The sequence below is a fragment of the Mycobacterium intermedium genome (genome assembly GCF_002086275.1).
In the GTDB taxonomy this organism is placed as follows: domain Bacteria; phylum Actinomycetota; class Actinomycetes; order Mycobacteriales; family Mycobacteriaceae; genus Mycobacterium; species Mycobacterium intermedium.
On record NZ_MVHT01000128.1, the window covers coordinates 1 to 13,121 of the forward strand.

The 13,121-nt window shown below is 66.3% G+C and carries 14 protein-coding genes and 1 pseudogene; all 15 read left to right on the top strand.

Annotation, left to right across the window (positions count from 1 at the left end; genetic code table 11):
* Positions 1-2 precede the first annotated feature (2 nt).
* Complete coding sequence (locus BST27_RS27880) at positions 3-311, top strand: hydrogenase maturation nickel metallochaperone HypA (RefSeq protein ID WP_083148726.1); 309 nt, start codon at positions 3-5, stop codon at positions 309-311.
* A gap of 386 nt (positions 312-697) precedes the next feature.
* Positions 698-1,753 carry an NADH-quinone oxidoreductase subunit B family protein gene (locus BST27_RS27885; protein ID WP_069417207.1) on the top strand — a complete coding sequence of 352 codons (1,056 nt, stop codon included), beginning with the start codon at positions 698-700 and terminating at the stop codon, positions 1,751-1,753.
* Positions 1,754-1,807: 54 nt separating this feature from the next.
* Complete coding sequence (locus BST27_RS27890) at positions 1,808-3,607, top strand: nickel-dependent hydrogenase large subunit (protein ID WP_069417206.1); 1,800 nt, start codon at positions 1,808-1,810, stop codon at positions 3,605-3,607.
* 3 nt (positions 3,608-3,610) lie between these two features.
* Complete coding sequence (locus tag BST27_RS27895) at positions 3,611-4,522, top strand: NifU family protein (protein WP_079219728.1); 912 nt, start codon at positions 3,611-3,613, stop codon at positions 4,520-4,522.
* On the top strand, positions 4,519-5,181 hold the full coding sequence (locus BST27_RS27900; protein ID WP_372515526.1) for a DUF5947 family protein: 663 nt from the start codon (positions 4,519-4,521) through the stop codon (positions 5,179-5,181). The genes BST27_RS27895 and BST27_RS27900 overlap by 4 nt, the downstream gene beginning before the upstream one ends.
* Positions 5,178-5,843, top strand: coding sequence for a DUF6084 family protein (locus BST27_RS27905; protein WP_069418955.1), 666 nt, complete (start codon positions 5,178-5,180; stop codon positions 5,841-5,843). Before BST27_RS27900 ends, BST27_RS27905 begins: the two co-directional genes overlap by 4 nt.
* Positions 5,843-7,200: pseudogene (locus BST27_RS27910) on the top strand (hypothetical protein); the annotation flags it as partial. The gene BST27_RS27905 and the pseudogene BST27_RS27910, both read left to right, overlap by 1 nt.
* Positions 7,191-7,310, top strand: a complete 120-nt coding sequence (locus tag BST27_RS35130; protein ID WP_372515525.1) for a DUF6893 family small protein — start codon at positions 7,191-7,193, stop codon at positions 7,308-7,310. The pseudogene BST27_RS27910 and the gene BST27_RS35130, both read left to right, overlap by 10 nt.
* Before the next feature lie 16 nt (positions 7,311-7,326).
* On the top strand, positions 7,327-7,839 hold the full coding sequence (locus tag BST27_RS27915; RefSeq protein ID WP_069418953.1) for a hydrogenase maturation protease: 513 nt from the start codon (positions 7,327-7,329) through the stop codon (positions 7,837-7,839).
* A gap of 3 nt (positions 7,840-7,842) precedes the next feature.
* On the top strand, positions 7,843-8,100 hold the full coding sequence (locus tag BST27_RS27920) for a HypC/HybG/HupF family hydrogenase formation chaperone (RefSeq protein ID WP_069418952.1): 258 nt from the start codon (positions 7,843-7,845) through the stop codon (positions 8,098-8,100).
* A 1-nt stretch (position 8,101) separates the two neighbouring features.
* Positions 8,102-10,465: a carbamoyltransferase HypF gene (gene hypF, locus BST27_RS27925; protein ID WP_069418951.1), complete on the top strand. Its 2,364-nt coding sequence runs from the start codon at positions 8,102-8,104 to the stop codon at positions 10,463-10,465.
* Positions 10,462-11,187 (top strand): HypC/HybG/HupF family hydrogenase formation chaperone, encoded by a 726-nt coding sequence (locus tag BST27_RS27930; RefSeq protein WP_069418950.1) that lies wholly within the window; start codon positions 10,462-10,464, stop codon positions 11,185-11,187. The genes hypF and BST27_RS27930 overlap by 4 nt, the downstream gene beginning before the upstream one ends.
* Positions 11,187-11,858: a D-sedoheptulose-7-phosphate isomerase gene (locus tag BST27_RS27935; RefSeq protein ID WP_069418949.1), complete on the top strand. Its 672-nt coding sequence runs from the start codon at positions 11,187-11,189 to the stop codon at positions 11,856-11,858. Before BST27_RS27930 ends, BST27_RS27935 begins: the two co-directional genes overlap by 1 nt.
* Positions 11,855-12,967, top strand: a complete 1,113-nt coding sequence (gene hypE, locus BST27_RS27940) for a hydrogenase expression/formation protein HypE (protein WP_079219729.1) — start codon at positions 11,855-11,857, stop codon at positions 12,965-12,967. Before BST27_RS27935 ends, hypE begins: the two co-directional genes overlap by 4 nt.
* Before the next feature lie 25 nt (positions 12,968-12,992).
* A partial coding sequence (locus tag BST27_RS27945; RefSeq protein WP_139805417.1) for a HypC/HybG/HupF family hydrogenase formation chaperone occupies positions 12,993-13,121 on the top strand: 129 nt, incomplete at its 3' end.

Here is a 13,121-nt window from a genome sequence, read left to right on the forward strand (position 1 = left end):
CGATCGCCGGTGTGGTCAAGGCACACGCCGACGGCCGTCACGTTGACGTGGTCCGGGTGCGGGTCGGCGCCCTCCGACAGGTGGTTCCGGAGTCGCTGTCGTTCTGCTGGACCCTGGTCCGCGAATCCGAGAACATGCCGGACGCCGAGTTGGAACTGGAATGCGTCACCGCCGCGGTCCGATGCCGTGGCTGCGGCGAACAATCGGATATCGTCTCGCCGTGGTCGATCTGGTGTCCCAACTGCGAGAGCACCGACGTCGAGGTGCTACGGGGGAACGAGTTTCTGGTGACCTCACTCGACGTATCATGAAAGGCGTTGACCCTGAACGTATTCCATCGGCGGTAGATTCAGGGAGATCTTCGCCGCAAACTCACACCCCAGCCAATTTTCGGCCGACAGGCATTCGAGTACAACGGAATCCGCGAGCCGATTATCAATAAGCCAAGCTAAGATCTGCGGCACAGTTGCGAACCGTTCGCATTAGGAAATTCCGCGGGTCGTCGCCGAATTACGCTGTCTCCGTGGCCATATCCACAAAGCGAACGGCTGTCCAATTACGGTCATACATCCGCCGTTTGCTGACCGTTGACATTGCCTCGTGGTGGGAGTAGACCCAGATTCAGCGCCGCGCAAGTGGGCCGACGGTCGACTCCGGCGGCGTCAGGGGCCCTCAGCCCGCCCCGGAAAGCTGCACCATGCCGACAGAAGCAGCAGTCAAAGCGGAAGAAACGTTGATCCACGTTCTCTGGATCAATGCGGGGCTAAGTTGTGATGGCGATTCAGTGGCGTTGACTGCCGCCACCCAGCCCAGCGTCGAGGAGATCGCACTAGGTGCGCTGCCCGGCCTGCCGCAGGTCGCCGTCCACTGGCCCCTGATCGATTTCGAATGCGGACCCGCCGGCGGCGCCGACGACTTCCTTGAGTGGTTCTTCAAGGCGGACCGCGGCGACTTGGAACCGTTCGTTCTCGTCGTCGAGGGCTCCATCCCCAACGAGAAGATCAAGGATGAGGGGTACTGGTGCGGGTTCGGCAATGACCCCGCCACCGGCCAGCCGATGACCACCAGCGAATGGCTCGACCGACTGGCGCCCAAGGCCACCGCGGTCGTCGCCGTCGGGACGTGCGCCACCTACGGTGGCATCCACGCCATGGCCGGCAATCCGACCGGGGCGATGGGAGTGCCCGACTACCTCGGCTGGGACTGGAAGAGCAAGGCCGGCATCCCGATCGTCTGCGTGCCGGGTTGCCCGATCCACCCCGACAACCTGTCGGAGACCCTGACCTACCTGCTCTACATGGCCACCGGGCAGGCACCGATGATCCCGCTCGACGACGCGCTGCGGCCGAAGTGGTTGTTCGGCCACACCGTGCACGAGGGGTGTGACCGGGCCGGCTACTACGAGCAGGGTGACTTCGCTACCGAGTACGGCTCACCGAAATGCATTGTCAAACTTGGCTGCTGGGGTCCGGTTGTGAAATGCAACGTGCCCAAGCGCGGCTGGATCAACGGTGTCGGCGGCTGCCCCAACGTGGGTGGCATCTGCATCGGATGCACCATGCCCGGCTTCCCGGACAAGTTCATGCCGTTCATGGACGAGCCGCCGGGCGGCAAGGTCTCCACGGCCGCGTCGGGTCTGTACGGGGGCGTGATCCGCAGTCTGCGTAGCATCACCGGGCGCACCGTCGACAAGGAACCGCGCTGGCGCCACAAGGGCGACCAGCTGACCACCGGGGCCCGCCGCACCTGGTAGGTGGCGGCTCGCTCGTATTCCTTTACAGCCCTAGGGCGGAGAGCAGTATTTGCGATGACAACCATAGTTCCCGATCCGACCACCTCCAAACGGGAGCCGGGCCAGCTCGTCGAGATGGCGTGGGACCCCATCACCAGGATCGTCGGCAGCCTGGGCATCTACACCAAGATTGATTTCGAGAACCGCGAAGTCGTTGAGTGCCACAGCACTTCGTCGATCTTCCGGGGCTACTCGATCTTCATGAAGGGCAAAGATCCCCGCGACGCCCACTTCATCACCAGCCGCATCTGCGGCATCTGCGGTGACAACCACGCAACCTGTTCCTGCTACGCGCAGAACATGGCCTACGGTGTCAGGCCGCCGCACCTCGGCGAGTGGATTGTCAACCTCGGCGAAGCGGCGGAATACATGTTCGACCACAACATCTTCCAGGAAAACCTGGTGGGCGTTGACTTCTGCGAAAAGATGGTCGCCGAGACCAACCCCAGTGTGCTTGCCCAGGCGGAGAAGACCGCCGCTCCGCACGCCGACGCGCACGGCTACAGAACCATCGCGGACATCATGCGCTCACTGAATCCGTTCAGCGGTGAGTTCTACCGGGAGGCGCTACAGGTCAGCCGATGGACCCGGGAGATGTTCTGCCTGATGGAGGGGCGCCACGTACACCCGTCCACGCTGTACCCGGGCGGGGTCGGCACCGTCGCGACCATCCAGCTGATGACCGACTACATGAGCCGGCTGATGCGCTATGTCGAGTTCATGAAGAAGGTCGTCCCCATGCACGACGACCTGTTCGACTTCTTCTATGACGCCCTGCCGGGTTACGAGAAGGTGGGTCTGCGGCGCACGCTGCTCGGCTGCTGGGGGTCATTCCAGGATCCCGAGGTGTGCAACTTCGAATACAAGGACATGGAGCGCTGGGGCAACGCCATGTTCGTCACCCCGGGCGTGGTGGTGGACGGCAAGCTGGTCACCCACTCGCTGGTCGACATCAACCTCGGCATCCGAATCCTTTTGGGCAGTTCGTATTACGACGACTGGACCGACCAGGAGATGTTCGTCAAGCAGGATCCGCTGGGCAACCCGGTGGACCGACGCCACCCCTGGAACCAGCACACCAACCCGCATCCGCAGAAGCGCGACCTCGATGGCGGCAAGTACAGCTGGGTGATGTCGCCGCGCTGGTTCGACGGCAAGGACCACTTGGCGCTGGACACCGGCGGCGGCCCGCTGGCCCGGCTGTGGGCGACCGCGCTGGCAGGTCTGGTCGACATCGGCTACGTCAAGGCGACCGGCAACAGCGTCCAGATCAACCTGCCCAAGACGGCGCTGAAGGGTCCCGTCGAGTTCGAGTGGAAGATCCCCCAACACGGCAGCAACACGATCGAACGCGACCGGGCCCGCACCTACTTCCAGGCCTACGCAGCGGCGTGCGCGCTGCACTTCGCCGAGAAGGCGTTGGGAGAAATCCGCGCCGGGCGCACCAAGACCTGGGAGAAGTTCGAGGTGCCGGACGAGGCCATCGGATGCGGCTTCACCGAGGCGGTCCGGGGCGTACTTAGCCACCACCTGGTGATCCGGGACGGCAAGATCGCCAACTACCACCCCTACCCGCCTACGCCCTGGAACGCCAACCCGCGCGACAGCTACGGCACACCGGGACCCTACGAGGACGCGGTGCAGGGGCAGCCAATCTTCGAGGAGAACGACCGCGAGCACTTCAAGGGCATCGACGTCATGCGCACGGTCCGCAGCTTCGATCCGTGCCTGCCCTGCGGCGTGCACATGTACCTGGGTAAGGGCAAGACGCTGGAGAGACTCCACACTCCGACGCAGTCGCCCGTCGGGGAGTGACAAATGGCGGATCGCCCAGAAACCCGTCCGGACAACTCACATAGCGATGCGCAGTGGCGTGCAGCGGGCGATCGGATCCAGACCCTGATGGATGCCTGCGCCGCGGGAGGGGCGGCGGCGCACGAACGCGCCCAGCAACTGGTAAGGCAGGTGATGGGGCTCTACGGGGCCGGGCTGCAACGCATCCTGGACCTGTGTGACGACCCGGAGATAGCCGAGCGGCTGGCCACCGACGACCTGGTGGCCAGCCTGCTCCTTGTCCACGGGCTGCATCCGCACGACGTGCACCGGCGGGTTTCAGACGCGCTCGACCGGGTGCGCCCCTATCTGGGTTCGCACGGCGGCGACGTCGATCTGATCGAAGTCAGCGAAGACGGCTGCGGCGGTTCCGTTGTGCGCCTGGCATTTACCGGCAGCTGCAAGAGCTGCCCGTCGTCGGCGGTGACGCTGGAGCTGGCCGTCGAAGACGCGGTGCGGGCCGCGGCACCGGAGGTCTCCGCCATCGAGGTGGTGTCAACGACGCAACCCAGCGGCATCATTCCGACGGAGTCGCTGATGGCGCATCTGCATTCGAATGGCAACGGCGCCACGACGTGGCACCCGGTACCCGAGTTGCAGAGCTTGCGCCCGGGCGAAGTCGCGGGGTTCCAGGTCGCCGGGAGCGAGTTGTTGGTGTGTCGTGCCGCGGATCGCGCGTTCGCCTACCGCGACCACTGTCCCGTCTGCGACGATTCGCTGGCCGGGGCGCAGTTGCGGGATGCGCTGCTGCGTTGCCCGCGCTGTCGCACCGAGTTCGACGTCGCGCACGCGGGTGTCGGCCCGGGCGGGGTTCACCTCGATCCGCTGCCCCTGCTCCCCCGCGACGGCGTGTTGTCGGTGGCGCTGCGGGACGAAGCGCTGGGAGCACCGGCATGACCGGTCTGTCGAGTCCGTACGACGCCCTGGCCCGAATCACCAGGCGGCCCCCCGAGCCCGCCGGAGAGCGTTGTGAGATGTGCTCCGAGGGTATCCCCGACGAGCATCAGCACGTGGTGAATGTCGCCGGCCGACAATTGTTGTGCGTCTGCCGCGCTTGTTATCTGCTGTTCACCGATTCCGCCGCCGAGCTGCGTTACCGGGCGGTGCCGGACCGGTACCTGGCCTTCCCCGATTTCGCGCTGGACCGGCGGGCCTGGGAAGCGCTGCAGATCCCGGTCGGCGTGGCGTTCTTCTTCGTCAATTCCGCACTGGGACGCACGGTCGGCTTCTATCCCGGCCCGGCCGGGGCTTGCGAATCCGAGCTGGACCTGGACGCTTGGAACGCCATCAGCGAAGCCGACGCACGGGTGACATTGTTGGCCGACGACGTGGAGGCGCTGCTGGTCCGGGTTCCCGAAGACGACGAAACCGCGCAACCGCAAAGCTATCTCGTACCGATCGACGCCTGCTACGAGTTCGTCGGACGGTTGCGCATGCTGTGGCGGGGGTTCGACGGCGGCCAGCAGGCGCGCGAGTTCATCGACGGCTTCTTCGCGCGGATCGCGGAGCGCGCCCGCGATGTGCTTAACCAGACGCTGCCAGGGACCGCGCGATGACCGACCAGCCGATCGACCTGAAATTCACCGTGCTGGACGTGGTGCCCGAACCCTACGCCGTCAACCCGGTGCTCACCGCCCACGTCGGCGTCACCACCGGCGACTCGGGTGCGGAGGCATCAGTGCACGCGCTCGCCCTTCGCTGCCAGGTCCGCATCGAACCCCTGCGACGTCCCTATTCCGATGAGGAGGCCGCGGGGCTGACCGACTTGTTCGGCTCCCGTGACCGCTGGGCGAGCACTCAGCGGACCTTCCTGTGGCAACACTGCACGGCGGTGGTTCCCGGCTTCACCGGCAGCACGACGGTGGCGCTGCCGTTGGACTGCACCTACGACTTCGAAGTCGCGGCCGCCAAGTACCTCCACGCGCTGCGCGGCGGCACACTGCCCCTCCAATTCCTCTTCAGCGGAACGATTTTCGTCAATTCCGAACGTGGCTTCTCCGTCCAGCAGGTGTCCTGGGACTGCGAGGATCAGTACGACATGCCGGTTTCGGTGTGGCATGAACTGATCGCTTTGCATTATCCGAATTCCGGATGGGTGCGCCTGAGCCACGAAACGGTCACCGCCCTGGCGGACTTCAAGTCGGCCCGGGGAATGCTCGACCTCGACCAAGCGGTCACCGCGTTACTGGCCGAGGCATCAGAGCGGGAGGCGTTCTGATGACCTCGAGCTGGGACCGGGCCAGAGCCGTCGCTGACGCGGTGTTGTACGAGGGTTACCTGCTGTACCCCTACCGAGGAACCTCGAGCAAGAACCGATCCCGTTGGCAGTTCGGTGTTTTGGGGCCACCCGGGGCGGCAATGGCCGGCCTCGGTGAGGACGACGCGCTGGCTGCGCAGTTCCTCGTCGACGGCAGCCAGGCCGTCACCATCGTGGTGCGGTTCCTGCAGTTGCAACGCCGCCGCGCCGAACGCGAGTTGCCCGGGGGCGATTTCCAACCCGTCGGGGAGCTGAGCACCCCGTCCGGATCCTGGCTGACCTGGGACGAAGCAGTGGAATGCGAAATGTCGTTCGGACCTCTGGTCGTGGACGGCCCACCAGCGGCCCTGCCGGTTGTCGTCCCAGCAGGCACCGAAACAGAACCCGTCGAGGGCGGCCGATTGGTGCGCGAGCGACGCGAAATACGAGGCGAAATCAGCGTATTCAGTGAGTCCCACGAAGACTCCCAGCAACAGCTGCGTCGCATCTCGATGCAAGTCCGCAACGTCGGCTCCGCCGCGGCCGACAAGGATGACGCGATCGCGCGGTCCATGATCGGCTGCCATGTCATCGCCGAAGTCGTCGGCGGCCGGTTCGTCTCATTGCTGGATCCGCCACCGCGCGCGGTCGACGCGGTTGCCCGGTGCCGCCAGCACCGCTGTTTCCCTGTCCTGGCCGGCCCGCCCGGCACCGACGACATGCTGCTGATTTCGCCGATCATCCTCTACGACCACCCCGAGGTCGCTCAACAGAGCAGCACCGCGCTGTACGACTGCACGGAGATCGACGAGATCCTGACATTGCGCGTGATGACGATGACCGAGGAGGAGAAGGAGCAGGCGCGGGCCACCGATCCGCGGGCCGCTCGGATCATCGACGAGTGCGACGCAATGTCGCCCGATGCGATGGCCCGCCTGCACGGTGTGCTGCGTGATCCACACGCGCTTTCGGCTGGCTTGGTCCCGGAGATCCCGGAAGGTGTCGACTGGTGGGATCCGTTGGCCGACAACGCGGTCCGTCCCGAAATCGACGCCGTACTGGTGAACGGCGTTCGGGTCGCCCGCGGCAGCCAGGTGCGGCTGCGACCCAGGCGGAACGCCGACGCGCAAGACATTTTCGTTGCGGGCAAGACCGCGCGCGTCACATCCGTGCACGAGGACGTCGAGGGTAACAAGCATGTCGCGGTGGTCCTCGATGACGACCCGGCGGCCGATCTGCACGACTGGTACGGCCGCTACCTGTACTTCTCCCCGGACGAGGTCGAACCGCTGAAAACATCGCCAACAACCATCGAGTAAGGAGTCCGAAATGGAAGTCTTGGGTTGGGTATTCATTGCGATCCTCACGGTCGCGGTCGGGGTCGCGTTGGTGCTGGGACTGATGTCACTCCCGGACGCCCGCCGCTACCTCAAGCTCCGGCGCATGTAGTTACTGCTGCAGCACCATGGCAGGACGCATTCTGGTAGCCGGGATAGGCAACATATTTTTGGGTGACGACGGGTTCGGCTCGGAAGTGGTTCAGCGAGTGGATATCCCGCCGGATGACGGTGTGCGTATCACCGACTACGGCATCCGGGGCATGCATCTGGCCTATGACCTCATGGATGGTTGGGACGCCCTGGTGCTGGTCGATGCCGTGCCCAGCCGCGGTCAGCCCGGAGCGCTGCACATCTTCCAGGCGGACTTCGACGCCGATGACGCAACATGGTCCAGCACGACGGGTCTGGACGCACACAGCATGGACCCCGCGGTGGTGTTCGGCAGCCTGCGGGCACTAGGCGGTAGTCCGCCCTACACCGTGGTCGTCGGCTGCGAGGTGGGCAACATCGAGGAAGGCATCGGCCTCAGCGAACCGGTCGCCGAGGCCGTTCCGCGGGCAGTGCGGGCGGTCGAGGAGATCGTTGCGGCCCTTCAGATCCCCGCGCCGGCGCCTGCCTCCGCCCACGGGAGGCGCTGAATCATGTGCCTCGGTATCCCCGGTCGGGTGATCAGGATGCTGGACGGTTACGAAGGACAACTCGCGCTGGTCGACGTCACCGGTGAACAGCGCAAGGTCAACGTCGGCATGCTGCCGGACGAAACCTTCCGTCCGGGCGACTGGGTGATCATCCACATGGGTTTCGTCGTGGAGAAAACCGACCGCTCGGGTGCCGAGCAGGCAATGGCCGGTCTTCAGTTGATGGGCCGTGGCCCCGATGTTGACGAGGGCGGCGGGTGAGATGACCGCAGCGCCGGCGGTGGTGAAATCCGACGAGGTTCGGCGACGACTCACCGTGACCGGCGTCGTGCAGGGAGTCGGGTTCCGCCCGTTTGTGCACCGCATCGCCAGCGAACTCGGCCTGTCCGGGTTCGTCGGAAACGATTCCGGCGCAGTGTTCCTCGAGGTGCAGGGCGACCACGCCCGGGTGGAGGAGTTTTCTCGACGGCTCCGCGCCGAAGCCCCGCCGCTGGCGCGGATCGGCAACGTTGCCGTGACCGAGATCGCGCTCGAGGCCAACCGCGCGGGCCGCGGGTTCCGGATCGTGGCAAGCCAGCACGCCACCAGCGGAACGACCCCGATTCCGCCCGACGTGGCGGTGTGCGCCGATTGTGTTACTGAGTTGTTCGATCCGCGCGATCGCCGCTACCGGCACCCGTTCGTGACGTGCACCAACTGCGGGCCGCGGTTCACCATCATCCAAAGCCTGCCGTACGACCGTCCGGGCACCACCATGTCGGCGTTCGACATGTGTGATCGGTGCGCCGCCGAATACCACGACCCCTCGAATCGCCGGTTCCACGCGCAGCCGATAGCCTGCCCGGATTGCGGACCCTCGCTGTGGTTCCGCTGCGGCGGCGGGCAAACCAACGGATCCGATGCCGCGCTGGCGGCGTCCCAGCAGGCCTTGGGGGCCGGTGCGGTGGTCGCCGTCAAGGGAATCGGCGGCTACCACCTGGCCTGCGTCGTCGACGACGAGGCGGTGGTGGGCAAACTGCGGTCACGAAAGGCCCGTGGCGCCAAGCCGTTCGCCGTTCTCGTCCGCGACCTCGACGTCGCACGCCGCTACGCCGACATCGATGACGCCGAGGCGGCGGTGTTGTCGAGTCCTGCGCGGCCGATCGTTTTGTTACGGCGCCGCACCGACAACCGGGTGGCACCATTGGCCGAGGCCGTGGCGCCCGGTAGCCCACTGGTCGGGCTGATGTTGCCCTACTCCCCCATCCATCACCTGCTGTTGGCTCCGGTGCCTGGCGCGAGCGCTCCAGTGCCGGATGCCCTGGTGATGACCAGCGCCAACCGCTCGGACGAGCCCATCTGCTTCACCGAAGAGGATGTCGCGCAACGGCTGCCACCGTTGTGCGACGCCGTACTCGACCACAACCGTCCCATCCACGTGCCCTGTGACGACTCGGTGGTGCGCGTCGTCAGGGATGGCGACGAAAACCGGGAGTTGCCGATTCGCCGGTCTCGCGGCTTTGCACCGTTACCCCTGGAACTCGGACGCACGGGTCCCGCGGTGTTGGCCGTTGGCGGCGAACTGAAAAACACCTTCTGCCTCACCGACGGGCCGCGCGCCTACCTGTCCGGCCACATCGGAGACATGGGTACTTGGGAGACGCTGCGCGCGTTCGAGCGTGCGGTGGGTCAGCTCAGCGAGATACGCGGCACGCCCGCGCGATTGGCCGCCGACCTGCATCCCGGGTACCACACCCGCGGCTGGGCCGAGCGCCACGCGGACGACCGGCCGCTGGATCTCGCCCAGCACCATCACGCGCATGTGGTTTCGCTGTTGGCCGAGCACGGACGCCTTGGCGAACCCATCATCGGGGTCTCCTTCGACGGCACGGGGTACGGCAGCGACGAGACGATCTGGGGCGGTGAGATCCTCGCGCTCGGGCGCGACAGCCATCGATTCGCCCGCGTCGGACACCTGCTGCCGGTGCCGCTACCCGGCGGCGACGCCGCGGTACGCAACCCGTGGCGGATGGCGCTGTCGCAACTGCATGCCGCCGGCATCGACTGGACCGCGGATCTGGCCCCTGTGGCCGCGGCCAATCCAGACGAATTACGGATCATTCGTTCGCAATTGCACAGCGGCGTCGGCTGCGTGCCGTGCTCGAGCATGGGCCGGTTGTTCGACGCGGTTTCCGCACTGTTGGGCGTGCGCCACCGCGTTGACTACGAAGGCCAAGCCGCCATCGAACTCGAGGCGCTGGCCTATTCCGCCGGCGATGCTCCCGGACCGTCGCTGCCGCTTGCGGTGGGTGCCGACGGAGTGATCGATCCGCGGCCCATGGTGCAGGCGATGGTGTCGGCGCTGCGGGCGGGGACGCCAACGGCGTTGCTGGCAGCGGCTTTTCATGAGGCGGTGGCGGTCGCGGTGGCCAGGGTGGTCGACCAGGTGGCCAATGGCGTGCGACTGGTCGGCCTCACCGGCGGCGTCTTTCAGAACGTCCTGCTGTTGCGCTCCTGTCGTAATCTGCTGCGCCGAAAAGGATTCGACATCCTGACCCACCAGATCGTGCCCCCCAACGACGGCGGGTTGGCGTTGGGACAGGCCGCGATCTCGGTGCTTACCGCATTGGAAGAGGCTGATACATGAACACAATCACCGCGGTTGATCGCGGTCTCAGTCCGGAACTCGCCGCGGATCTGGCCGGCGCGGCGCTCATGCTGGCCAGGCGGTTCGCCGCCGGCGCGACCATGTGGTCGATCGCGCCGTCGTGGGAGCCGCATGCCATGCATATCGCCGTCGAGTTCGTGCACCCGGTGATCATGGGTAAGCGCGCACTGCCGGCGGTGGCGCTGACCGGGCCCGAATTGGTCGATCTGGTGCGGCTTTCGGTAGGGCCCGGCGACATCGTGGTGGCGGTCTCGGATGCGGGCCACCCCGACGTGCGGTCGGTGATGCACCGTAGCCCGGCATGGGGCGCGGCGACGATCTGGATCGGCAGCGGTCAGCAACCGCCGGCCGGCGCGGCCGACCACGTGCTGTGGCTCGACGACCCCGACCCACGGGTGCCCGCAACGGGCGGCTTCGTGCTCTTCTACCACGTGTTGTGGGAGTTGACCCACGTGTGCTTTGAGCACCCCGGGTTGCTGCAGAACGGCTCCGAATGCGCCGACGAGACATGTGTCACGTGCAGCGACGAAGGCCGCCTCGGGGAGGTGGTGACGGTCTCGACGGAGGGGCTGGCCAAAGTGCGCACCGCACAGGGCGTTACGGAGGTGGTGACGACGCTGGTCGATCCGGTCGCCCCCGGTGATCTGGTGCTGGTGCATGCGGGAACGGCGATAAGCCGCGTGGACGTGGAGGATGCGTGATGACGCCCGAGAACGAGCCCACCAACTTCCTGTATCCGTTTATCGATGCAAAGGAAGACGATCCGGAATCGCTGCTCGCCGACCTGGCCGCATCCGCGCAGGCAAAGGCCGCCGAAAGTGCGGCGCTGCGGCGCACCACGCTCGAAGCCAACGCGGATCTGCTGAACCAGGCTGCGGCCGAACTGGCCCGCCGGTTCTTGGCGGGCGGGCGGATGTTCACCTTCGGAAACGGCGGCAGTTGCACCGATTGCACCACGCTGGCGCGGCTGTTCGCCCGACCGCCGATCGGCAGCCCGCTGCCCGCGTGGTCGTTGACCGCCGACCAGGCGATCATCACCGCGTTGGGCAATGACGTCGGATTCGAGTTGGTGTTCGCCCGCCAGCTGATTGCTCGTGGCCGGGCCGGCGACATCGCGGTCGCCATGTCGACCAGTGGCAACTCGCCGAACCTGCTGGCGGCGCTGGCCGAGGCGCGCCAGCGCGGCCTGTACACCGTCGGATTCGCCGGATATGACGGCGGCGCATTCGCCGACAGCCCAAACGTGGACGCCTGCTTCATCGTTCGCTCGCAAAGCGTCCACCGGATCCAAGAGGCACAGGCGTTGCTGGGCTATCAGCTGTGGCTGGCAACCCACGAACACATCAAGAACCAGGACCTGGGGGCCGCATGAATGCTTCAGCTGGCGAATACCTTTCGTCGGGGCCGCGGTTCGCCGAGAGCCAGGTCATCGAGCGCATCGAGTCGTTCCGCCGACGTCGCCCGCGGCTGCTGGACGACCAGGTGACCCTGGCGCACGGCGCGGGCGGAAAGGCTTCCGCGGCACTGATCGACGCGGTCTTCCTGGAAGCGTTCGGCAACCCGCTGTTGGAATCGCTCGGTGACGGCGCCGTCCTCACCCTGCCCAGTGGCGAGCGGCTCGTCCTGTCCACCGACTCTTTCGTGGTGCAGCCCAGACGGTTTCCCGGCGGGTCGATCGGTGAACTCGCCGTGCACGGAACGTGCAACGACGTGGCGATGGCCGGTGCCGTGCCGACCTGGATCTCGGCGGCGTTCGTGCTCGAGGAGGGTTTCCCGATCGCGGAGTTGAAGGAGATCGTCGCCGATATGGCCGCCGCGGCCGCCAACTCCGGCGTGCAGATCGTCACCGGCGACACCAAAGTGGTGCCCAGGGGTGCGGCCGACGGCATGTTCATCACCACCACGGGAACCGGGGTGATTCCGGCGGGCCGACAGCTTTCGGCGGAGTCGGTGCGCAGCGGCGACAAGGTGCTGCTGTCGGGATCGATGGGCGATCACGGCATGGCCGTCATGCTCGCCCGGGGCGACCTGGCGATCGAGGCCGACATCAGTTCCGACACCGCCTCGGTGAGCCCTCTGGTGGAACTGCTCCTGGCTGCGGCGCCGTCGACCCGTTGGTTACGCGACGCGACGCGGGGCGGCGTGGGCACCGTGTGCAACGAATTGGCGCAGGCCTGCGGTCTTGGGGTGCTGCTGCACGAGGAGCGACTGCCGGTGCGTCCCACGGTCAACGGCGCGTGCGAGTTGCTCGGCATCGATCCGCTCTATGTCGCCAACGAGGGCAAGTTCGTCGCCGTCGTCGCACCGGAGGAGGCGCAGGCCGGCCTGGCTGCGCTGCGGTCGCATCCGTTGGGCACCGATGCGGCCGAAGTGGGCGAGATCGTCACCGAGCCTGCGCAAAGCGTAGTGCTGCGTACCGGATTCGGCGGCACTCGGATCGTCGACATGCTCGTCGGCGATCCGTTGCCGCGAATCTGTTGAGCTCAGCTGACAAGGAGGAGTTGGCATGTGTCTGGGGATTCCGGGTCGGATCGTCGAGATCACCGATCCGGCAAATTATTTGGCCAAGGTGGATGTGAGCGGCGTCCAGCGCACGATCAGCGTCCGACTGTTGGAAGACGACATGCCCGGGCCG